At 71.9% G+C, this 22,242-nt stretch carries 17 protein-coding genes and 2 pseudogenes; 10 read left to right on the top strand and 9 right to left on the bottom strand.

Annotated features, from left to right (window positions below):
- The first annotated feature begins 60 nt into the window (after positions 1 to 60).
- The 3 genes and pseudogenes from NEH16_RS02525 (at position 61) to NEH16_RS02515 (ending at position 3,087) form a co-directional block, all read left to right on the top strand.
- A complete protein-coding gene (locus NEH16_RS02525) occupies positions 61 to 423 on the top strand; it encodes a hypothetical protein (RefSeq protein WP_073967248.1) in 363 nt (120 codons plus the stop codon).
- Positions 420 to 1,901 carry a cation acetate symporter gene (locus NEH16_RS02520; RefSeq protein WP_265538864.1) on the top strand — a complete coding sequence of 494 codons (1,482 nt, stop codon included), beginning with the start codon at positions 420 to 422 and terminating at the stop codon, positions 1,899 to 1,901. The genes NEH16_RS02525 and NEH16_RS02520 overlap by 4 nt, the downstream gene beginning before the upstream one ends.
- A pseudogene (locus NEH16_RS02515) lies at positions 1,898 to 3,087 on the top strand (sensor histidine kinase). The gene NEH16_RS02520 and the pseudogene NEH16_RS02515 overlap by 4 nt, the downstream one beginning before the upstream one ends.
- A gap of 11 nt (positions 3,088 to 3,098) precedes the next feature.
- Here NEH16_RS02515 and NEH16_RS02510 read toward each other — a convergent pair.
- From NEH16_RS02510 to NEH16_RS02500, 3 genes are all read right to left on the bottom strand, one after another.
- Positions 3,099 to 3,605, bottom strand: coding sequence for a hypothetical protein (locus tag NEH16_RS02510; protein ID WP_265538862.1), 507 nt, complete (start codon positions 3,603 to 3,605; stop codon positions 3,099 to 3,101).
- Positions 3,606 to 3,738: 133 nt separating this feature from the next.
- A complete protein-coding gene (locus NEH16_RS02505; RefSeq protein ID WP_265538861.1) occupies positions 3,739 to 4,296 on the bottom strand; it encodes a sigma-70 family RNA polymerase sigma factor in 558 nt (185 codons plus the stop codon).
- 183 nt (positions 4,297 to 4,479) lie between these two features.
- Positions 4,480 to 4,941, bottom strand: coding sequence for a universal stress protein (locus tag NEH16_RS02500; protein WP_026171102.1), 462 nt, complete (start codon positions 4,939 to 4,941; stop codon positions 4,480 to 4,482).
- Between the two features lie 163 nt (positions 4,942 to 5,104).
- Here NEH16_RS02500 and NEH16_RS02495 point away from each other — a divergent pair, with 163 nt between their 5' ends.
- On the top strand, positions 5,105 to 5,947 hold the full coding sequence (locus tag NEH16_RS02495; protein WP_265538858.1) for a polysaccharide deacetylase family protein: 843 nt from the start codon (positions 5,105 to 5,107) through the stop codon (positions 5,945 to 5,947).
- Between the two features lie 9 nt (positions 5,948 to 5,956).
- Here the strand turns inward: NEH16_RS02495 and NEH16_RS02490 are convergent.
- Positions 5,957 to 6,615, bottom strand: a pseudogene (locus NEH16_RS02490) (class F sortase).
- Positions 6,616 to 6,928: 313 nt separating this feature from the next.
- On the opposite strand from NEH16_RS02490, the gene NEH16_RS02485 reads away from it, so the two are divergent.
- Positions 6,929 to 7,585, top strand: a complete 657-nt coding sequence (locus NEH16_RS02485; protein WP_265538856.1) for a hypothetical protein — start codon at positions 6,929 to 6,931, stop codon at positions 7,583 to 7,585.
- Positions 7,586 to 7,679: 94 nt separating this feature from the next.
- On the opposite strand, the gene NEH16_RS02480 is transcribed toward NEH16_RS02485, so the two are convergent.
- A complete protein-coding gene (locus tag NEH16_RS02480; RefSeq protein WP_265538854.1) occupies positions 7,680 to 8,234 on the bottom strand; it encodes a hypothetical protein in 555 nt (184 codons plus the stop codon).
- A 162-nt stretch (positions 8,235 to 8,396) separates the two neighbouring features.
- Positions 8,397 to 9,167, bottom strand: coding sequence for a DUF4239 domain-containing protein (locus tag NEH16_RS02475; RefSeq protein ID WP_265538852.1), 771 nt, complete (start codon positions 9,165 to 9,167; stop codon positions 8,397 to 8,399).
- A 1,136-nt stretch (positions 9,168 to 10,303) separates the two neighbouring features.
- Between NEH16_RS02475 and NEH16_RS02470 the strand changes: the two genes are divergently transcribed.
- Positions 10,304 to 11,122: an SAM-dependent methyltransferase gene (locus tag NEH16_RS02470; RefSeq protein ID WP_073967238.1), complete on the top strand. Its 819-nt coding sequence runs from the start codon at positions 10,304 to 10,306 to the stop codon at positions 11,120 to 11,122.
- On the top strand, positions 11,119 to 13,293 hold the full coding sequence (locus tag NEH16_RS02465; protein ID WP_265538849.1) for a putative bifunctional diguanylate cyclase/phosphodiesterase: 2,175 nt from the start codon (positions 11,119 to 11,121) through the stop codon (positions 13,291 to 13,293). The genes NEH16_RS02470 and NEH16_RS02465 overlap by 4 nt, the downstream gene beginning before the upstream one ends.
- A gap of 53 nt (positions 13,294 to 13,346) precedes the next feature.
- On the opposite strand, the gene NEH16_RS02460 is transcribed toward NEH16_RS02465, so the two are convergent.
- Positions 13,347 to 14,249 carry a LysR family transcriptional regulator gene (locus NEH16_RS02460; protein ID WP_265538847.1) on the bottom strand — a complete coding sequence of 301 codons (903 nt, stop codon included), beginning with the start codon at positions 14,247 to 14,249 and terminating at the stop codon, positions 13,347 to 13,349.
- A gap of 94 nt (positions 14,250 to 14,343) precedes the next feature.
- On the opposite strand from NEH16_RS02460, the gene NEH16_RS02455 reads away from it, so the two are divergent.
- From NEH16_RS02455 to NEH16_RS02445, 3 genes are read left to right on the top strand one after another with little or no spacing between them, the layout of a single operon-like run.
- Positions 14,344 to 15,051 carry a succinate dehydrogenase gene (locus tag NEH16_RS02455; RefSeq protein ID WP_073967235.1) on the top strand — a complete coding sequence of 236 codons (708 nt, stop codon included), beginning with the start codon at positions 14,344 to 14,346 and terminating at the stop codon, positions 15,049 to 15,051.
- A 1-nt stretch (position 15,052) separates the two neighbouring features.
- The gene (locus NEH16_RS02450; protein ID WP_265538844.1) at positions 15,053 to 17,002 is read left to right on the top strand and encodes a fumarate reductase/succinate dehydrogenase flavoprotein subunit; all 1,950 of its coding nucleotides are present in this window, start codon (positions 15,053 to 15,055) and stop codon (positions 17,000 to 17,002) included.
- Positions 16,999 to 17,745 carry a succinate dehydrogenase/fumarate reductase iron-sulfur subunit gene (locus NEH16_RS02445; protein ID WP_265538842.1) on the top strand — a complete coding sequence of 249 codons (747 nt, stop codon included), beginning with the start codon at positions 16,999 to 17,001 and terminating at the stop codon, positions 17,743 to 17,745. The genes NEH16_RS02450 and NEH16_RS02445 overlap by 4 nt, the downstream gene beginning before the upstream one ends.
- A 55-nt stretch (positions 17,746 to 17,800) precedes the next feature.
- On the opposite strand, the gene NEH16_RS02440 is transcribed toward NEH16_RS02445, so the two are convergent.
- Together NEH16_RS02440 and NEH16_RS02435 are read right to left on the bottom strand one after the other, a co-directional pair.
- Complete coding sequence (locus tag NEH16_RS02440; RefSeq protein WP_265538841.1) at positions 17,801 to 19,570, bottom strand: glycosyl hydrolase family 18 protein; 1,770 nt, start codon at positions 19,568 to 19,570, stop codon at positions 17,801 to 17,803.
- A 247-nt stretch (positions 19,571 to 19,817) separates the two neighbouring features.
- Positions 19,818 to 22,232, bottom strand: a complete 2,415-nt coding sequence (locus tag NEH16_RS02435) for an excinuclease ABC subunit UvrA (RefSeq protein WP_265538839.1) — start codon at positions 22,230 to 22,232, stop codon at positions 19,818 to 19,820.
- Positions 22,233 to 22,242 lie beyond the last annotated feature (10 nt).

Here is a 22,242-nt window from a genome sequence, read left to right as displayed (position 1 = left end):
CGGCTACCGCCCCGCGAACCCCTTCCCAGCGGGGCCGGGTGCCGCATACACTCCGGCCCCATGTCCGCAGAGCCCACACCCCGGCGCGAAGTGGTGACGGGGGAGCCCCGGCGGGTGCGCCCGCTGCCGCGCTACCGCACCCAGTCGGAGATCGACGAGCAGACCGCGCTCGGCGGCGCCTACGTCCGCTCGCTGATGCGGGGACAACTGCGGGCCGGACTCACCGCCTTCGCCGTCCTCGCCGCCGTCGTGGGCACCCTGCCCCTCGTCTTCGAGGCGCTGCACAGCTCCGCCGTCGTCTGGGCGGTCCTCGGCTTCGCCGCCTATCCGCCGCTCACCGTGCTCGCCTGGTGGTACGTGCGCCGCGCCGAGCGCAACGAGAGCGACTTCGCCCGGCTCGTGGAAGGCCGCTCCGCCCCGTGAGCCGCACGTACGCGGTGGCGGCCGTCGCCGTCGTCGTCCTGGCCACCGTCCTCGTCGGGGGCTTCGGCCTGCGGATCTCCCGTACCACCTCCGACTTCTACGTGGCCTCGCGCACCGTGCGCCCCCGGCTCAACGCGGCCGCCATCAGCGGCGAATACCTCTCCGCCGCCTCCTTCCTCGGCATCGCGGGCCTGGTCCTCGTGCACGGGCCCGACATGCTCTGGTACCCGGTCGGCTACACCGCCGGCTATCTCGTCCTGCTGGTCTTCGTCGCCGCCCCGCTGCGCCGCTCGGGGGCGTACACCCTGCCCGACTTCGCCGAAGGGCGCCTGGAATCCCGGCAGGTACGCAGACTCGTCAGCGTCCTCGTCGTCGGCGCCGGCTGGCTGTATCTGGTGCCCCAGCTCCAGGGCGCCGGACTCACCCTCAAGATCCTCACCGGGGCGCCCGGCTGGCTCGGCGACGTGCTCGTCGCCTCCGTCGTCGTGCTCGCCGTCGCGGCCGGCGGGATGCGCTCGATCACCTTCGTCCAGGTCTTCCAGTACTGGCTGAAGCTGACCGCGCTCCTCGTCCCCGCGATCTTCCTGGTGCTGGCCTGGCAGGGCGACGGACAGCCCCGGATCACCTTCGACGAACACCTCTCCACGTTCCGCGCCGACCACCCGCTGTACGCCACCTACGGCCTCATCGTCGCCACCTTCCTCGGCACCATGGGCCTGCCGCACGTCGTCGTCCGCTTCTACACCAGCCCCAACGGCCGCGACGCCCGCCGCACCACCGTCGCCGTCCTCGCCCTCATCGGCGTCTTCTACCTCCTGCCGCCCGTCTACGGCGCGCTGGGCCGGCTGTACGCCCCCGAGCTGATCCACGGCGGCGACGCGGACGCCGCCGTGCTCCTGCTGCCCGGCCGGGTCATCGGCGGACTCGGCGGCGACCTGCTCGGGGCGCTCGTCGCGGGCGGCGCGTTCGCCGCGTTCCTCTCCACCGCGTCCGGGCTCACCATGGCCGTCGCCGGGGTCATCACCCAGGACGTGCTGCCCTCGCGCGGGGTGCGTCACTTCCGGCTGGCCACCGTCCTCGCCATCTCCGTGCCCCTGGCCGGTTCACTGATGGTCAGCCGGGTCCCCGTCGCCGACTCCGTGGGCATGGCCTTCGCCGTCTCCGCGTCCTCCTTCTGCCCGCTGCTCGTCCTCGGCATCTGGTGGCGGCGGCTCACCCCGCCCGGGGCGGTCGCCGGCCTCCTGCTCGGCGGCGGCTCCGCGCTGCTCTCCGTCGCCATCACCGTCAGCGGCGCGGTCCGCCCGCCCGGCTGGCCGCACGCCCTGCTCGCCTGGCCCGCCGTCTGGTCCGTGCCCGTCGGCTTCCTCGCCATGATCCTGGTCTCCCTGGCCACGCCCGGCCGGATACCGCCCGGCACCAACGCCGCCATGACCCGCTTCCACCTGCCCGAAGCGCTCACCACCGGGAGGCACCGGTGACCGGGGCCGGATACGCCGCCGTCGTCGTGCTCGCCCTCCTGCTGTTCGCGGGGGCCTCCTGCTCGGCCGCCGCACCGCCCGGCCCGTGCGGACCAGCGACGTCGGCACGCCCGTCGAGCACGCCACCTTCGAGACCCTGCACACCGCGTCCCTGGCCGCGCCCCCGCTCCGCGCCGGGCTCACCGAGGACAGCGCCCGCCGGTCGGCGCGGAGGCTGCGCTCACTCCTCGGCACCGACGCGCTGTGCCTCACCGACCGCGACGGGGTCCTCGTCTGGGACGGCGAGGGCGACCACCACGGCCGCGACGTCATGGAACAGGTCGCGGGCGTCCTGGAGACCGGCCGCGACACCGCCTTCCACAGCGGCTGCGACGACCTGGACTGCCCGCTGAAGTGGGCCGTCGCCGTGCCGCTGACCGTCGACCACCGCGTCCTCGGCACCCTCGTCGCCTACGCCCCGCGCGAATCGGCCGTCCTGGCCCGGGCCGCCGGCGAGGTCGCCCGCTGGGTCTGCGTCCAGCTGGAACTGGCCGAACTCGACCGCTCCCGCACGCAGCTCATCGAGGCCGAGATCAGAGCCCTGCGCGCCCAGATCTCCCCGCACTTCATCTTCAACTCACTGGCCGCCATCGCGTCCTTCGTCCGCACCGACCCGGAGCAGGCCCGCGAACTGCTCCTGGAGTTCGCGGACTTCACCCGCTACTCCTTCCGCCGCCATGGCGACTTCACGACCCTTGCGGACGAGCTGCACTCCATCGACCAGTACCTCGCCCTGGTCCGGGCCCGCTTCGGCGAACGGCTCTCCGTCACCCTCCAGGTCGCCCCCGAGGTCCTGCCCGTCGCCCTGCCCTTCCTCTGCCTCCAGCCGCTCGTCGAGAACGCCGTCAAACACGGCCTCGAAGGCGCCGTCACCTCCAGCCGCATCACCATCAGCGCCCTGGACGCCGGGTCCGAGGCCGAGGTGGTCATCGAGGACGACGGCACCGGCATGGACCCCCAGCGGCTGCGCCACATCCTGCGCGGCGAGGGCGGCCGCTCGACCGGCATCGGCCTGCTCAACGTGGACGAACGGCTCCGCCAGGTGTACGGGGACGAGTACGGGCTCGTCATCGAGACGGGCATCGGGGCGGGGATGCGGATCACCGTACGGCTGCCGAAGTACCGCGCGGGGGTGCACGGGTCCTGACGGGCAGGCCCTCAGTACAGGTGCACCGCGAGATGCCCCAGCGGCAGGCCCAGCTGCCAGGCCGGGGTCCACACCCGCGCCTCCTCCTCGAGCCCCTCCTCGGCGCCCTCGTCCGGCTCCCAGGGCGGCAGCTGCCCGATCGCCTCCAGATCGGCGGCCAGCAGCTCGGTCTCCTCCAGCCACCGCCAGGCCGACCGGGCCAGCGCCAGATCCGCTTCGGTGCCGCCCGCCACCGGGGCGGCCAGCCGGGCGCGCACCCACTGGCGCCACGGAGTCCCGGACGCGGTGAGCAGCCGCAGCTCGTCCACCCGGGCGGCCGGCAGCGCCCCGGCCACCGCACCGTCCAGCAGGAAGACGGTCAGCGCCAGCGCGTCCCGCCCCGCCCGGAACTCCAGCGTCGTCGGCTCCATCAGGTCGCCGGAGCGCAGCAGTTCGTCGGCCAGGTACTCCGCGTACATCCAGGCCATCGGGACCGGCAGCTCGGCCGCGCCGGACCCCTCATGACGTTCCGGAGGCATCCCGTATCGCCCCATTCCCTCGGTCTCGGGCCCGTACGGCCGACGGGCCGCCCGGCCGATCGCCCACGCAGCATTGAACCGGGGGAGCGCGCCCCGCGTGGCCGGAAACGCGGGATCCGCCGCACCGGATGCGTCACACGCACGAGGCGCCGACGACCGTCCGTTCCCGGGACGGGCGGCGCGTGTAGCCGGGCAGATTACGGGAAAGCAGCCGCAGCGCGTAGTGCGAACGCGACTTGACCGTGCCCGCCGGTATCCCCAGCACCTCGGCCGTCTCGCCCACGCTCAGCCCCCGGAAGTAGATCTGCACCAGCACCGACCGGTGCTCCGGGCTCAGGGCGCGCACCGCCTCGCGCACATCGAGTGCCGCGACCGCGGACTCCGTCGTGTCGGCCCCCGCAGGGGCGCACTCCAGGCCGGCGTCGCTCACCTCGGCCGGGCGGGCCAACCGGGAGCGCCGGGCGTCGATCGCCAGTCGGCGGGCCACGGTGAACAGCCAGGGCCGCATCGACTCGTAGGGGCCGTCGAACGCCTCCGGGTGCTGCCAGGCCCGCACCAGCGTCTCCTGGAGCAGGTCCTCGGCCCGCTGCCGGTCGCCGAAGGTCAGCCCGAGCAGGAAGTGGAACAGGGCGGGGCCGTGTTCACGCTGGAGCTCCGCGAGCGCCCGCTCATCGGTCTTCGTCGTGGTCATGGTGAACGCCCTTCCCGCCAGGTCCGGCCTCGCTGCCGACCTGGCGTATACGAGCGCATTCAGGCCACGAGGAACAGGACAAAAGCCGCCCCGTGCGACGAGCGGTCGCTCAGAGCGGCGAATGGTGCGGTGAACGGTCGGGCGACACCCCGGGCGGGCTCACGGCACGACGGACGGGCAGGGCTACGGCACCACGGTGACCGGCCAGCGGCCGGCCTTCACCAGGCGGACGGCCACCGAACCGATGAAACGGTGCCCCGCCGACTCCGACGCGCCCACCACCACGGCGTCCGCCTTGAGTTCGTCGGCGGCGGTCACCAGACCGTTGTACGGGTCACCCCGGAAGGTGTGGAACTCCCAGCGCACATCCCATATGTCCTTCATACGGGCCGTCGACTGCCGGATCTCCTCCACCAGCCCCTCGGCCACCTCCGCGGTCGCGTCGCCGACCGGGGCCCCGAGCGCCGCGCCCGCCGCCAGCACCGGCTGGACGTACACCAGCGCCAGCATGGCCCGCTGCCGGCGCGCGAGCCCGGCCGCGTAGGCCGCCGCGCGCATGGACGACTCGGAACCGTCGAGGCCCGCGACGATCACTTTCGGTCCGTCTGTGCCACGTTCGAACTGGTGGGAGTGCTGATCTGTCACGGCAGTGAGGCTATCGGCTCGCCCCCAGGCTTTCGGCCCGGCCTCCCGGGGGCCGCGTCCAGCTCACCGGGGGTGCGGGGCTTTCCCCGCCATCCGGGTGCAAAAACCCCGGCGGCCGGTGTCGCTGAGGCGGACGGGGGGACGGGCGTGCGAGCAGTGGGGGATGAAGAGTGAGCACAGGCTGCCCCCGCGGAGAACGGTCCTGCGGCTGGCCGCGGGACTGGGAGCCGCCACCGCCGTGGGGCTCGTCGCCCGCGACCCCGGCACCTCCCCGGGCCGTCCGGCGACCCCCGCCGCAGGGGCGGCGGGACCCCCGGCCGCCGCCTTCCGGAGTCGGCCGCTCGCCTACCGGCTGCGGCCCATGACGGGACAGGCACCGCCCCGCTACCGACCCGCGACCCCGCCGGTCCGCACCCGGCCGTTCGAGCAGCTGCCGGACATCGGGCACGCGATGGTGCTGTCCTTCGACGACGGCCCCGACCCGCTCTACACCCCGCATATCCTGGACACGCTGCGCGAGCACGACGTACGGGCGATGTTCTTCCTCTGCGGGGAGATGGCGAACGACAACCGCGACCTCGTCCGCCGGATCTCCGACGAGGGGCACACCGTGGGCAACCACTCGTGGACGCACCCCCTGGTCACCAAGCTCTCCCGGGCCGGGGTCACCGACGAGCTGGGCCGTACCAGCGAGGTCATCGAGAAGATCACCGGCGCCGGGCCGCTCTGGTACCGGGCGCCCTACGGGGCCTGGAACCGCAACTCCTTCGAGATCGGCGCCGCGATGGGCATGGAACCGATGGCCTGGACCGTGGACACCCTCGACTGGACCGTGCCCGGCACCGAGACCATCGTCCGCCGGGTCAGGCAGGGCGCGGGCCCCGGGGTCGTGGTGCTCTCGCACGACGCGGGCGGCAACCGCGCGCAGAGCGTGGCCGCGCTGCGCCGGTACCTGCCGGAGCTGCTGGACGACGGATACCGGCTCACGGTGCCGCGGCGCCTCTGACGGGGAGGGTCAGCGGGTCTCCACCAGGCGGGCGAAGACCACGACGTTGCCGTCGTAGCCGTTCGCCTTGGTGTAACCGCCGCCGCAGGTGATGACCCGCAGCTCCGGCTGCCCGGTGTCCCCGTACACCCGGGCGCCGGGGAAGTCGTTCTTGGCGAAGACCTCGACCCCGTACACCTCGAAGACCGCGACCCGGTCGTCGCTGCGGTCGACCTCGATGTGGTCGCCCTTCTTCAGCGAGCCGAGCCCGTAGAAGACGGCGGGGCCCGCCTTGTTGTCGACGTGGCCGACGATGACGGAGGTGCCGGTCTGTCCGGGGGCGATGCCGTTCTGGTACCAGCCGGCCAGGTTGGGATCCTCCGGCGGCGGGGTCTCGATCCAGCCGTCGGGGTCGAGATTCACATCGATGACCGGTGCGTCGACCTGGATGTCGGGGATCGCCACGCGGGCGACGGGGGCGTACGGGAGCGGCTTGACGACCGGGCCCGCGGCGGGGGCTGCGGGGGCGTTGTTCTGGTGGCCCACCGATGCGGCGGCGACCGGCTGCGGGGGCCGGGGGAGAGGTCGGCCCCGTTGCGCATGAGTGCCAGACCGGAGAGCATCGCCAGGGCGAGCGCGCCCCACGGCGAGTGTCGGATCCGTTCCGGTCGCCAGTTGTCCCGGCCCATGGTTCTCCCTTCGTCGCGACGAGCAGAACGCTAGGCGCGGTGCCACCGGGCGGCGATCAGAGAAGGGCGAACGGGTGGCGGCACACCACCCGGATGCTTATCGGAGTAGCGCGCGGACAAAACTTCTGACGGCCCGTGACCTGGGGCTCCGTCAGCTCACCGGGCATTCGCACGGCGTGTCGGATCACCGGTCCGGAGCAGCGCCGAAATGCGGGCGATCAAGGTTCTGGTGAGGGTTCGTCATGGGAGGCGTTCTCGTCGATCCATCCCGGTGCACAGAGCCCCGGGGCGCTTCCCGGTGGAGGTTGGAACGATGCGTGCTACACGCGCTCTGGTGGTCGCGGCGGCCGCCGTCGCCGCCCTCGGGGCCGGCGCCCCGATGGCGACCGCCGGCGGAGACGTCGGGAACAACCAGAACAACAACCAGAACAACAATCAGAACAACGGCAACAACCAGAACGACTGGAACGACCAGGGCGGCTGGAACAACGGCAACAACAACGGCAACGGCAACGGCAACGGCAACGGCAACGGCAACGGGAACAACAACGGGAACGGCAACGGGCGCAACAACGGCCCGAACAACGTGACCGTCGACCCCGAGCGCGTGCACCAGGGCGCGTCCATGCAGGTCAGCGCCGAGGGCTGCGGCCGGGGCGGCAGCGTCTCGTCCAACGCCTTCCGCACCACCCGGCTCTCGGCCGGCCGGGTCGGCCAGGCCCGGGTCCGCATCTTCAACGACGCGACGCCCGGCACGTACAACCTGACGGTCCGGTGCGACGGTACCGACCGGACGGCGAGCCACCGCTTCACCGTGCTCGACAGCCGGGGCGCGCAGGGCGGGCTCGGCGGCTCGATGGCGGCCACCCCGGCGGAGATGGGCGTCGGCGCCGGTCTCGTCGCCTCGGCGGCCCTCGGCGGAGGCGTGTACCTCATGCGCCGCCGGAGGACGGGCCATGGGGCGGCCTGACCGTCAGGACGCTCCCGCCGGACCGATAACGAAGTCGCCCCGGGTCCTGTGACAGGACCCGGGGCGACTCCCATGGCACATCCGCTCGTACCGGTCAGTGCGACCGGCTCTCCCTGCGGCGGCGTACGTAGAACACGACACCGGCCCCGGCGGCCACGGCGAGCGCGGTGCCCGCCACGATCTCACCGGAGTTCACGCTGTCGATGCTGCCGCCGAGACCGCCCTGCACGCCGGCCGGCGAGGCCGTGGCCGCCGCCGTGCTGGTCGAGCTGGTCGTGGGCGTGCCCGTGGCCGCGCTGACGGTGAGATTCACCTTGGCCGTGGAGCTGGGCGTGGTGTTGCAGATGAACGTCACCTCGTAGGCGGCGCCCGGCTTGGCGTCCCAGTCGACGGTGGCCTGGGCGCTGCCGTTCATCGGGATGGTGACGGTGTCGAACACCCCCGAGGACGCCGTGGCCGTCGTGGAGCAACCCCGGGCCGCCAGGGTGACCTTGCCCCCGGGCGCGACCACCGACGGCGTCACGGTGTACCCGTTCCCGCCGCCCGACGGACCGCCCGCGGTCGCGGCGTACGCGGTCACGGCCGGGCCGGTCAGGGCGAGTGCGGCGGCGCCGAGCAGAGCGACGGGGGCGACACGTATTGCGCGCATGGTGAATCCTCCGGGTCCCCGAGGAGCAGCTGCGGAACGGATTTCCACAAAGCGTCAGAAATGCACCTCGAATGCCGCCCACGCTAGAAGTGGTGCATTTCGCCCGCGATCGGGGTCCGGCGAATGGGGCACCGCTGTCCCCCGGGCGGCGCACCCCCTCGGCTAGGGCCTGTCCGCCGCCCCCGGGAAGAGGTCGAGGAAGGGGGCGGCGGTGGCCGAGAATCCCCGTCCGAAGGGTGAGTCGAAGTCCCAGATCAGGAAGAGCAGGAAGGCGATCAGCACACTGAACAGCCCCGCGAGCAGGAGTTCCCGGAAGGTCCGGCGGATCTGGAGCGTGAAGATCAGCCCCACGGTCACCAGAGCGCCGATGACCAGCCCGAACCACACCACCCCGGGCATGGTGGCGCCGGCGCTCTGCCCCCGGGCGCTCCGTGCGTCGTCGGCGGCGGCCACCTGATCGACCAGCGGCTGATACGCCTGCCCCTCGTGGTCCGTCTTCGGCCGGTAGTCCGTGACGTCGTCGCGCACCCGGTCCAGCAGCTCGGTCCCGCGGTCGCTGAGCGTCCCGTGCTCGGTCATGGTCCGCCACTCGTCGTGCACCACATAGCTCACGTAGGCGTCCACGTCGGCCCGGATGCGGGTGCGCACCTCCTGCGGATAGACGGCGGAGCGCTCGCTCACCTCGTGCAGGGCCTGGGCCTCCTGGCGTACGTACTCCTGAGCGGCGCCCCGGCCCTCCCAGACGCCCGCGATGGCGAGGCCCAGCACGATCGCGTAGATCACTCCGATCATCATCGTCATGTACTCGATGACGTCAGGGGTTTCGGACGGGTCGTCGTCCTCCGGGAGTCTGCGGTTGCTGAGGACGGCGATGGTCAGGACGACGGCGGTGGCCGCGACCATGGCGAGTGTGAGGACGAGCCATTCCGACATGGGCGTCTCCGGGATTCATCGGGAACGGGGGCGCAGTACGGCGACGGCGAACACGCCGGGGGCCGTGATCATCAAGGTGAGCGTGACCAGGGAGGTGTGACGCTGCGGCGGCTTCCGCACCGGTCTGCGGTAGGCGGGGAGTGCGACGTGGACGGAGGGCGAGGGCCGTACCGACGGCGAAGGGCTCGGCTTGGGCTTGGGCGCAGGCTCGGGCTTCGGGGCAGGCGGCGGGGGAGGGGCGGTGGCGGAGGCGGCGGTGCCGGTACGGGCTCGGGCGCCGGGGGCGGCGGAGGAGGCGGAGGCGGTGGTGGAGGAGGCGGTGGTGCCGGTTTCGGCGGGGGCGGCGGTGGTGGGGGCGGCTTCGGTTTCGGCGTGGGCGTCGGAGTGGGCTCCGGCACCGGGCCGGCGAAGCAGCTGCCGTCACCGCTGACGGCCACGGCCGTACCGCCGTCGCCCTCCCCGATGGACGCGTACGCGCAGCTGTCGGCGGTCGCGGGGGTGGGGGCGGTCAGCAGCCAGGTGAGCGCGAGCGCCGTGGCCAGCCGCCAGAAGAGTGATCCGTACACGACCGGGAGCATGTTCCGGGCCGTGCGGCGGCACGCCGGACCCCCTCCGGATTCGCCTGATGGAGGGGACCTGGGATGCCCGGGGTTTGGCCCGGATGAAATGGAACAGGGGCGTGCCGGTCCCCGGCCTCCGGAAATGGCCGATTGTCGACCCTCTCCGCGGGAATGGCGCCAAAGGATGTGTCACCGGTCCCGCGCATTCCCGGCCTTGGTCCGGTGACGGTGAGACGCGCGCCGGTCTGCCGGAGCCCGGACGCCCCCGTACCGCCCCGAAGGCTTCCGGCCCGCGAACGCCAACGTCCAAGGGCCTCGCGGGACATGGTGCCCGGGTGTCGGTGACTCGGACCTCACTGACGTGCCAAAGTAGTCCGGGAGTGAACTATTCGATCTCTCTCGTTCGGCGAATGTGACGGGCAGCGACGAGTCGGTTGCACATGCCATGGGAGTGTGACCAATAACGGACGGCTAATTTCCGTTTCCGCTCGCTCTCTTGGCGGTCGATCAGTAGCCTCTGGTCCACACTGACCATGGACATGGCCGGATCGCCGTGGCGACTTGTTGGAGACATCGATGGAGCGTCCCGCCTGGGCACCGCAAGGCATAGACATTTCGGTGCCGAGCGTGTCCCGAATGTATGACTTCTATCTGGGCGGCTCGCACAATTTCGAGGTGGACCGGGAAGCGGCCCGGAAGGCCATGGAGTTCATGCCGGGACTTCCCAAGGCGATGCAGGCCAACCGGGCGTTTATGCGGCGTGCGGTGCGTTACGCGCTGGGCGAGGGCGTCACCCAGTTCCTCGACATCGGTTCCGGGATACCGACCTTCGGCAATGTCCACGAGGTCGCCCAGGCGATCGACCCCGCCGCCAAGGTCGCCTACGTCGACCACGACCCGGTCGCCGTCGCGCACAGCCAGGCCGTCCTGGAAGGCAACGAGGGCGCCACGATCTCCTCGGCCGACCTGCGCCGCCCCCAGGAGATCCGGGACAGCCCCGAGGTCGCCAAGCTCCTGGACTTCGACCGCCCCGTGGCGCTGCTCCTCGTGGCCGTACTCCACTTCATCGAGGACTCCGACGACCCGCGCGCCGCCGTCGCCGCGCTCCGCGACATGCTCGCCCCCGGCAGCCTCCTGGTCGTCACCCACGCCGCGTACGAGGGGATTCCGCTGCCCCGCGAGGAGGCCGGCGGCACGGTCGGCGTCTACCGGAACATCCGCAACCCGCTGGTCATGCGCACCCGCGAGGAGGTCGCCCACTTCTTCGACGGCTTCGAGCTGGTCGAGCCCGGCCTCGTCGCCATGCCGGAATGGCGCCCCGAGAACCCCGCCGCCCCCGAGAACGAGGACCCATACGCCTTCTCGGGCATCGCGGGAGTGGGACGCAAGGCGTGAGCATTCCCGCCCAGTCGTCCGGAGTCCCGGAGGCGGCGCCCGACGGCCCCGAGGACCGGCTCCGGAGGTTCGCCACCATCTGGAGCCGGGCCATCTTCCCGTTGACGGCCACCTCCCTGACCCGGCCCGAGTTCGAGCAGCACCTGCTGCCGCTGGCCCGTACCCTCAGCGAGACCCTGCACGCCCGCCCGTTCGACGCGGCCGCGGCCACCGGGGTCGGCGGCGCGCTCGTCGCCGCCCACTGCACCGACCCGGACGCGCTCAGCTCCACGCTCGGCGTCGTCGACTCGTACCTGGTGCTCTACTGCGGCAGCAACGGACCGGTGGCCCTCACCACCGAGGACAGCCGGTCCCGCTGCGCCCGCATCCAGCACGCGGTGGCCGCCGGCTTCACCCAGGCCCTGCGCGAACGGACGCTGGCCGAGCAGGAGGCCATCGCCCGCTCGGCGCTCGCCGCCCGCTCCCACGCCGAACAGGCCCTGCACGCCACCGAGGCACGCTTCCGCGCCGTCTTCAAGGACGCGGCCATCGGCATCGGGATCGCCGACCTCGACGGCAATGTGCTGGAGGTCAACGACACCCTCACCCGGATGTTCGGCGGCCTGGAGAACCACGTCCTGAGCCACCGCGTCAACGAGTGGGTCCACCCCGAGGACTCGCCCCAGGTCTGGAAGTACTACAACGAGCTGGTACGCGGCGAACGCGAGCACTACCGCGTCGAGAAGCCGTACTACCGCAACGACGGCACCGTCCTGTGGACCAACCTGACGGTGTCGCTGCTGCGCGACGCCGAGGGGCGGCCCGAATACCAGCTGGCGCTGCTGGAGGACACCACCGAGCGCCGCCTGCTCAACCTCCGCCTGCGCTACGAGGCGACCCACGACGCGCTCACCGGCCTGCCCAACCGGACGCTCTTCTTCGAGCGCCTGGAGAAAGCGCTCTCAGCCGGGGACGGAAGCCGCTTCGGCCTCTGCTACCTGGACCTGGACGGCTTCAAGGCCATCAACGACAGCCTCGGCCACGCCGCGGGCGACCGGCTGCTCGTGGAGGTCGCGGACCGCCTCCAGAGCTGCGCGACCGCCTCCGGCGAGATGGTCGCCCGGCTCGGCGGCGACGAGTTCGTGGCGCTCACGACGAGCTTCGACAGCCCCGCCGAGGTGGACGAACTCGCCTGCCGCATCCTCAGCGTCCTCTCCACGCCCATCCGGCTGGACGGACGCGAGCTGACGGTGCGCGGCTCGATCGGGGTCGTGGAGGGCCCCGCCGGGGAACGCAGCGCCGCCGAGGTGCTGCGGAGCGCCGACATCACCATGTACCGCGCCAAGTCCGCGGGCGGCAACCGCTTCGAGCTGGCCGACGCGGAGGCGGACGCCCGGGCCATCACCCGGCACGGTCTCACGACGGCGCTGCCGGCCGCCCTCGAACGCGGCGAGTTCTTCATCGAGTACCAGCCGCTCGTCCACCTCGGCGACGGTACGGTGCACGGCGCCGAGGCCCTGGTGCGCTGGTGCCATCCGCAGCACGGGGTGCTGGGGCCCGACCGGTTCATCACGCTGGCCGAGCACACCGGGCTCATCGTGCCGCTCGGCCGCTGGGTCCTGGAGGAATCGGTCCGGCAGGCCAACTTCTGGCAGGAACGGCACACCGACGGCGGCCCCCTGCGGATCAACGTCAACCTCTCACCGGCTCAGCTGCACCATCCGCAGCTGGTCGCGGAGACCGTGGAGGTCCTGGAGCGCTCAGGGCTCGAAGCGGGCGCGCTCTGCCTGGAGGTCACCGAGTCGGCGCTCATCGGGGCCGACGAGGACGTGCTGAAGCCGCTGCGCCAGCTCGCCGAGATGGGCGTCGACATCGCCCTGGACGACTTCGGCACCGGCTACTCCAACCTCGCGAACCTGCGCAGGCTGCCGGTGAGCGTCCTGAAGCTGGACCGGTCCTTCACCCAGGGCATGCAGCACCATCCGGCGGACCCGGTCGACCTGAAGATCGTCGAGGGGATCGTGTCGCTCGCGCACAGCCTCGACCTCGCGGTCACCGTGGAGGGCGTGGAGACCGGCGCCCAGGCCGAGCAGCTGCGGCAGCTGGGCTGCGACACGGCCCAGGGCTGGTACTACGCCCGCCCCGGCGCCCCGGACCGCATCCACTCGCTGCTGCTGGCCGACGCGGTGTGAGCCGGGCGGGCGCGGAGCCCCTTCGGGCGTCGACGGGATGTCCCGGATACGCCTCAGGGGCCCGCCGCGCCCGCCCGCCCCGCCAGCAGGACCCGCTGGAGCTCGCGGGCCGCGCGCGGCGGGGCCACGTCGCTGCGGTGCGCCAGCGCGATGGTGCGGCGCAGTCCGGGCCGGGCCAGCGGAGTCGTACGCAGGTCGAGACCGGCCCGGGTGGCGACCATGTTCGGGACGACCGCGATGCCCAGGCCCGCCCGGACGAAGCCGAGCACCGCGTCCATCTCGCCGCCCTCCACCGTGAACGACGGCTCGAAGCCCTCCGCCCGGCAGGCGGCCACCGTCAGCTCCCGCAGGTCGTAGCCGTGCCGGAACATCACCAGCGGCTCGCCCTCCAGATCCGCGATCCGGACCCGCCCGCCCCGGCCCGGCCGGGGGCGCTGCGCCGACGAGACGACCACCAGGTCCTCCTGGAGCAGCTCGACCGTGGTCAGCGCCGGTGAGGCCGCCGGCAGCGGCAGCACCACCAGGGCCAGATCGAGCGCCCCGCGCGCCAGCTCCCGTACGAGATCGTGCGAACCGCCCTCCTCCAGCAGCAGCTGGATGCCCGGGTGCAGGTCGTGGAAGGCGCGCAGCACCTCCGGCAGCAGGCCCGTGCACACGCTGGGCGTCGCCCCCAGCCTCACCCGGCCCCGGCGCAGCTGCGCCAGCTCCTGCACCTCGTGGCGCGCGGTGTCGGCGTCGGCCAGGATGCGCCGGGCCAGCGGGAGCAGCGCCTCGCCCGCGTCCGTCAGGGTGATGTTGCCGCGCGCCCGGCTGAACAGCTCGGCGCCCAGTTCGTTCTCCAGGGCCCGGATCTGCTGGGAGAGCGAGGGCTGCGAGACGTGCACCTCCTCGGCGGCGCGGGTGAAGTGCCGGGCCTCCGCGACGGCCACGAAATAGGTGAGCTGCTGGAACTGCATCACCCCACGCTACCCCGCTCGATAGGCTTCGGCTATGGAGATCAGCTGCTCGATGTGTTGGACTGATCCCCTCCCCGGGCCTAGCTTCGTGTCCATGGCATTGGCAACCCGGACGGACCGACGGCCGTCCATGACGCGCACGCTCTGGGACTCGACCGTCGGCAAGAAGGCGATCATGGCCGTCAGCGGACTGGTCATGCTCCTCTACCTGGTCGCCCACATGATCGGAAACTTGAAGATCTTCTTCGGGACCGACGAGTTCAACGGCTACGCGCACTGGCTGCGGGTGATGGGCGAGCCGGTCCTGCACTACGAGTGGGGGCTGTGGATCGTACGCGTCGTGCTCGTCGCCGCCGTGGTGCTGCACGCGGTCTCCGCGTACCAGCTCAGCAGGCGCGACCTGCGGGCGAGGCCCACCAAGTACGTGCACAAGCGGCCGCGCGCCAGCTACGCCACCCGGACCATGCGCTACGGCGGGGTCATCCTGGGGCTGTTCATCGTCTGGCACATCCTGGACCTGACGACCGGCACCGTGCACTCCGGCGGCTTCCAGTCCGGCCACCCGTACCAGAACGTCATCGACACCTTCTCCACCTGGTACGGCAACGTCATCTACATCGTCGCGATGCTCGCCCTGGGGCTCCACATCCAGCACGGGTTCTGGAGCGCCGCGCAGACCCTCGGCGCCGGCCGCGCGAGCCGCGACCGCGTCCTGAAGACCCTCGGCAACGTCCTCGCGCTGGTGCTGACGGTGGGCTTCATCTCCGTACCCGTCGCCGTCATGACCGGAGTCGTGAGCTGACATGAACGACTACACGCACTACACGACCGGCGAACCCGTCGCCGACACCAAGGCCCCCACCGGCCCCGTCGCCGAGCGCTGGGACACCCGCCGCTTCGAGGCCAAGCTGGTCAACCCCGCCAACCGGCGCAAGCACACCGTCATCGTCGTCGGCACCGGCCTGGCCGGCGGCTCGGCCGGCGCGACCCTGGCCGAACAGGGCTACCACGTCGTCCAGTTCTGCTTCCAGGACTCGCCGCGCCGGGCCCACTCCGTCGCCGCGCAGGGCGGCATCAACGCCGCCAAGAACTACCGCAACGACGGCGACTCGGTGCACCGCCTCTTCTACGACACCGTCAAGGGCGGCGACTTCCGCGCCCGCGAGTCCAACGTGCACCGGCTCGCCCAGATCTCCGTCGAGATCATCGACCAGTGCGTCGCGCAGGGCGTCCCCTTCGCCCGTGAGTACGGCGGCCTCCTCGACAACCGCTCCTTCGGCGGTGTCCAGGTCTCCCGCACCTTCTACGCCCGCGGCCAGACCGGACAGCAACTGCTCCTCGGCGCCTACCAGGCGCTGTCCCGGCAGATCGCCGCGGGCAACGTCGAGCTGCACTCCCGTACCGAAATGCTCGACCTGATCGTCGTGGACGGACGGGCGCGCGGCATCGTCGCCCGCGACCTCGTCACCGGCAGGATCGACACCTACTTCGCCGACGCGGTGGTCCTCGCCAGCGGTGGTTACGGGAACGTCTTCTACCTGTCGACCAACGCGATGAACTCCAACGCCACCGCCATCTGGCGGGCCCACCGGCGCGGCGCCTACTTCGCGAACCCCTGCTTCACACAGATCCACCCCACCTGCATCCCGCGCACCGGCGACCACCAGTCCAAGCTGACCCTGATGAGCGAGTCGCTGCGCAACGACGGCCGCATCTGGGTGCCCAAGGCCAAGGGCGACACCCGGCCGGCGAACGAGATCCCCGAGGACGAGCGCGACTACTACCTGGAGCGCCAATACCCCTCCTTCGGCAACCTGGTGCCCCGCGACATCGCCTCGCGCGCCGCGAAGAACGTCTGCGACGAGGGGCGCGGCGTCGGACCCGGCGGCCAGGGCGTCTACCTGGACTTCGCCGAGGCCATCGGGCGGATGGGGCGGGCCAAGGTCGAGGAGAAGTACGGCAACCTCTTCGACATGTACGCCCGCATCACCGCCGAGGACCCGTATGCGACCCCGATGCGGATCTATCCGGCCGTGCACTACACGATGGGCGGGCTCTGGGTCGACTACGACCTCCAGACCACGATCCCGGGCCTCTTCGCGATCGGTGAGGCCAACTTCTCCGACCACGGCGCCAACCGCCTCGGCGCCTCCGCGCTGATGCAGGGACTCGCCGACGGCTACTTCGTCCTGCCGTCCACCATCAACGACTACCTCGCCCGCAACCCGCACCACGACGACATCGACGCCTCGCACCCCGCCGTCGCGGAGGCCGTCGCCGAGACCGAGGACCGGCTCCACCTGCTGCTGGCCGTCGACGGCGACCGCACCCCCGACTCCTTCCACCGCGAGATCGGCGAACTCATGTGGGAATACTGCGGGATGGCTCGCAACGAGGAGGGGCTGCGCACCGCGCTCGCCCGGATCCCCCTGATCCGCGAGGAGTTCTGGCGCCGCATCAAGGTCCCCGGCACCGGCGAGGAGTTCAACCAGTCGCTGGAGAAGGCCAATCGCGTCGTGGACTACCTGGAGCTCGCCGAGCTGATGTGCCTCGACGCCCTGCACCGCGCCGAGTCCTGCGGCGGCCACTTCCGCGAGGAGTCCCAGACCCCGGACGGCGAGGCCGCCCGGCGCGACGAGGAGTTCTCCTACGGCGCCGCCTGGGAGTTCACCGACACCGGTGAGGCCCCCGTCCTGCACAAGGAAGACCTCGTCTTCGAGTACGTCCACCCCACTCAGCGGAGCTACGCATGAAGCTCACCCTGCGCGTCTGGCGCCAGAAGAACGCCGACGCCCCCGGCGCCATGTCCACGTACGAGGTGGACGGCATCTCGCAGGACATGTCGTTCCTGGAGATGCTCGACACCCTCAACGAGGAGCTGATCCTCGCGGGTGACGACCCCGTGGCCTTCGACCACGACTGCCGCGAGGGCATCTGCGGCGCGTGCAGCCTCGTCATCAACGGCGACGCGCACGGTCCGGAGCGCACCACCACCTGCCAGCTCCACATGCGTGCCTTCGACGACGGCGACACCATCGACATCGAACCCTGGCGCGCCTCGGCCTTCCCGGTCGTCAAGGACCTGGTCGTGGACCGTTCGTCCTTCGACCGGATCATCCAGGCCGGCGGCTACATCTCCGCCCCGACCGGTACGGCCCCGGACGCGCATGCCACGCCGGTGCCGAAGCCGGACGCCGACTTCGCCTTCGAGCACGCCGAGTGCATCGGCTGCGGCGCCTGCGTCGCGGCCTGCCCCAACGGTTCGGCGATGCTCTTCACCTCGGCGAAGGTCAACCACCTCAACGTGCTCCCGCAGGGCGCCCCCGAGCGGGAGACCCGGGTGCTCGACATGGTGGAGCAGATGGACAGCGAGGGCTTCGGCGGCTGCACGCTCACCGGGGAGTGCGCCACCGCCTGCCCCAAGGGCATCCCGCTGCCGTCGATCTCGGCCATGAACAAGGAGTGGCTGCGGGCGACCCGCAAGGCCCGCCGCTGAGCCGCTGCACGGCCGAGGGCCCCGGAGGCCGCCCGCCTCCGGGGCCCTCAGTGCGTCAGGACTTGGTGACGGAGAGGTCGTCCCCGTACACCGCGCCCTGGCCGTACCAGCCGTGCAGGTAGACCGTGACCGAGCCGCTGGAACCGGTGGTGAAGGTCACCGACTGCTTGGTGTAGCCGTTGAACAGCCCCCAGGTGCTCGCCGTCGCGCCGCCCCGGACACCGAGGTAGGCGTAGTTCCCCTGGACGTAACCCTGCAATGTGTACTTGGTGTTGGGGGCGAGGGTGAGCGTCTGGGCGCACTCGCCGGTCTGCGACGAGGTGGCCGCGACGGACAGCGCGTGCGTGCCGCCGTGCACCGGCGAGGAGACGACCGCGCCGCCCGCTTCGCAGGTCCACGGACCCAGCGCACCGGTCTCGAAGTCACCGTTGACCAGGGACCCCGTGCCGCCACCGGCACCGGGCACCGTCAAGGTGAACGAGGCCGAGTGGCTGAGGGTGCCGGAGGCGCCGGTCACGGTGACGGTGTACGTGCCGGGGGCCGCCGACGCCGAGGCGCTGAGCGTCAGCGTCGAGGAGCCGCCGGCCGTCACGGAGGTCGGGCTGAGCGAGGCGGTCACCCCGGCCGGGGCACCGCTCGTGGTCAGCGCGACCGTCTTGGCGGCGCCCGAGGTCACCGCGGTCTTCACGGTGGCGGTCGTCGACTTGCCCGGCTCGACGGTCGCCGACGAGGGGGTCACGGCCACCGAGTAGTCGTCGGTCACCGGGCCGCTGCCGCCGCCCGTGAACGGGGCGAAGGTGTGCGTGAAGTACCAGGTGTCCTGCGCGATGCCGGAGCAGGTGTCGCTCCCGCCGGTGCCCGGGCAGCCGCCGTTGTCGCGCTGGAGCGCCCAGAACGACAGGGTGCCGACGCCCTTGGAGACGGCCCAGTCGTACACCACGGGCGCGTTGGCCGTGGTGAAGGTCTCGGCGGGTCCGTAGTCGTCGATGCCGGGCATCTCGATGATGCCGGTCATGCCCCACAGCTGGGCGTCGGTCTTCGACGGGTAGAGCTTCGCCAGCTGGCCCTTCAGACCGGTGATCGCGGTCTTGGTGTCCGCGGCCATGTCGTGCGTGGCGCCGTCGTAGTAGTCGAACGTCATGAGGTTGACGACGTCGACCTGCGTGCCGTTGGACACCGCGTTCTTGAGCACCGCGAGACCGCTGCTCGCGAGTCCGCTGGTCGTGGTGGGCAGGGTGTACGAGATCTGGAGCGGGCGCCCACTGGCGGCGGCCCAGTCCTGGACCTTCTTGAGCGCCTTGTTGCGGCGGTCGATGCCGGCGCTGTTCGTCAGCGAGTTGTCCTCGATGTCCATGTCGAGGCGGGTCACGTCGTAGGTCGTGACGACCTTTTCGTACGCGGCGGCGATCGAGTCGACGTCGGTGCAGCTGTCGGCGATCTCGGTGCCGGTGTTGTCCGCGGTGTAGCCGCCGAACGAGGGGATGACGTCACCGCCGCGCGACCGCATCGTGGTGAAGTCGGCCCCGAACTCGGACTGGGCGATCGGCATGCTCGAATCGCCGTTCCAGTACGGGGTGCAGGAGCCGCGGGACTCCGTCTGGATGAACGCCATGGTCAGGTACTTGGCACCGGACGCCTGGGCGAGCGCGGCCGGGCTGTCGCCGTTCCACGCCTCGAAGTACGGGGCGAAGACATGGGCGGGCATGGGGGTGGCGGCGGTGGTGGCGGCCTGCGCTCCGGCGCCTGATCCGAGGACCAGACCTGCGGAAGCGACGGCGGTGGCCAAGGCGCTCAGGACGGCGCCGACTGTTCTTGGACGTCTCATGGGGCAGCTCCCAGCGGGGTGGGACAACGGGCGGATGCACGGCTCGGCCGCGCCCGGGGAGGGGCGCGGCCCGTTCCTGTGAGTCCCGGCCGGGGGTCACATGCCGCACGGCGGCGTACGACCGTGTGGCATGCCCATGATTGGTATGGACCAGATAACTGTCAACATTCTTTACTGTTTCATTTCCCTTCCCCGCGCTGCCCGCCAACCCGCTTGATGTACGCCGGAGTTGAGGGACGCCGACCCCTCAGGCGAGCCCCAGAGCCGCCCGCAGATAACCCGCCGTGCGGCTCTCCGGCGCCTCCGCCACCGCCACCGGAGGCCCCTCGGCCACGACCCGGCCACCCCGGTCGCCGCCGCCGGGACCGAGGTCGATCACCCAGTCCGCCCCCGCGACCACGGCCATGTCGTGCTCCACGACCACCACCGTGGAGCCGGCCTCCACCAGACCGTGCAACTGGCGCATCAGCACCTCGACATCGGCCGGATGCAGCCCCGTCGTCGGCTCGTCCAGGAGGTACAGCGTGTGGCCCCGGCGCGCCCGCTGGAGCTCCGCCGCCAGCTTGATCCGCTGCGCCTCGCCGCCGGACAGCTCCGTCGCGGGCTGCCCGAGCCGCAGATAGCCGAGCCCCACGTCCAGCAGCGTCCCCAGGCTGCGCGCGGCGGCCGGCGTCTCCGCGAAGAACCCGGCCGCCGACTCCACGGTCAGGTCCAGCACCTGGGCGATGTCCAGCCCGCGCAGCGTGACCTCCAGCGTCTCCGGGTTGTACCGCGCCCCGTGACAGTCCGGACAGGGCGCGTAGGTGCTCGGCAGGAACAGCAGCTCCACCGAGACGAACCCCTCGCCCTGGCACGTCTCGCACCGCCCGCCGGTCACGTTGAACGAGAACCGGCCCGCCCGGTACCCCCGCTCCCGGGCCAGCGGCGTGGCCGCGAAGAGCTTGCGCACCACGTCGAAGAGACCGGTGTACGTGGCCAGGTTGGACCGGGGTGTACGCCCGATGGGCCGCTGGTCCACCTGGACGAGCCGGTCCACCGCCTCCAGCCCCTCGGCGCGGGCGTATCCGATCACGGGCCGTTCCTGGTCCTCCGCGGCACCGCGCCGGTCCACCAGCGCCCCCGCCAGCACCTGCCCCACCAGCGTCGACTTGCCGGAACCGGAGACCCCGGTCACCGCCGTGAACACCCCCAGCGGGAACGCCGCGTCCACCCCGCGCACATTGTGCCGTTCCACCCCGAACAGCCGCAGCCACCCCGAGGGCGCGCGGACCTCGCGCGGCGCGGGCGGCGCGTCCGGGAAGAGGAAGCGTCGGGTGGCCGAATCCGCGACCCCGGCGAGCCCGGCGGGCGGCCCGCTGTGCAGCACCCGGCCGCCGTGCTCACCGGCCAGCGGACCCACGTCCACCAGCCAGTCCGCCCGCCGCACCACATCCATCTGGTGCTCCACCACGAAGACCGTGTTCCCGGCCTCCTTCAGCCGCCCCAGCACCGCGAGCAGCGCCTCGGTGTCCGCCGGATGCAGACCGGCCGACGGCTCGTCCAGGACGTACACCACACCGAAGAGGCCCGCGCGCAGCTGGGTCGCCAGCCGTAGACGCTGGAGCTCACCGGAGGAGAGCGTGGGCGCCGTGCGGTCCAGGCTCAGATAGCCGAGGCCCAGTTCGTTGACGGTCCCGATGCGGGCGAGGAGGTCCGCCGTCAGCACCCGGGCGGTCCCGTCGCCGCCCGCCGCCGCGAGCACACCGGCGAGTTCGGTGAGCGCCAGACCCGCGAGCTCCGCGATGGTGCGCCCCGCGAAGGTGACGGCCATGGCCTCCGGCCGCAGCCTGCTGCCCCCGCACACCGGACAGGGTTCGCTGCTCAGGAAGCGCTCGGCCTTCGCCCGCAGGGTGGCGCTCTTCGAGTCGGCGAACGTGTGCATCACATAGCGGCGGGCGCTCATGTACGTGCCCTGGTAGGGCCGTTGGATGCGCCCCGCCTCGCGCACCGGATGGACGGTCACCACCGGCTGCTCGTCGGTGAACAGGATCCACTCCCGGTCGGCCGGGTCCAGCTCCCGCCACGGCCGGTCCACGTCGTGGCCGAGCGCGTCCAGCACATCGCGCAGGTTCTTGCCCTGCCAGGCCCCCGGCCAGGCGGCGATCGCGCCCTCCCTGATCGACAGGCCCGGGTCCGGGACCAGCAGTTCCTCGCTCGTGCGGTGGACCCGGCCGAGGCCGTGGCAGCGGGGGCACGCCCCGGCGGCGGTGTTCGGCGAGAAGGCGTCCGAGTCCAGCCGCTCGGCCCCCTCCGGATAGTCCCCGGCCCGCGAGAACAGCATCCGCAGCGAGTTGGACAGCGTCGTCACCGTGCCCACGGACGACCGCGCGCCCGGCGCCGATCTGCGCTGCTCCAGCGAGACGGCCGGCGGTAGCCCGGTGACCTCGCCGACGGCGGGCGCGCCCACTTGATGGATCAGCCGCCGCGCGTACGGGGCGACGGACTCGAAGTAGCGGCGCTGGGCCTCCGCGTAGATCGTGCCGAAGGCCAGCGAGGACTTGCCCGAGCCGGAGACCCCGGTGAAGACGGTGAGGGTGTCGCGGGGGATGTCGACATCGGCGTTCCGCAGATTGTGCTCGCGGGCGCCTCGGACCCGGACGTACGGATCGTGGGGCGAGGTCATGGGGGAGAGG

Source organism: Streptomyces drozdowiczii, assembly GCF_026167665.1.
Taxonomy (GTDB): domain Bacteria; phylum Actinomycetota; class Actinomycetes; order Streptomycetales; family Streptomycetaceae; genus Streptomyces; species Streptomyces drozdowiczii_A.
This window is presented reverse-complemented; position numbering and strand designations above follow the sequence as displayed.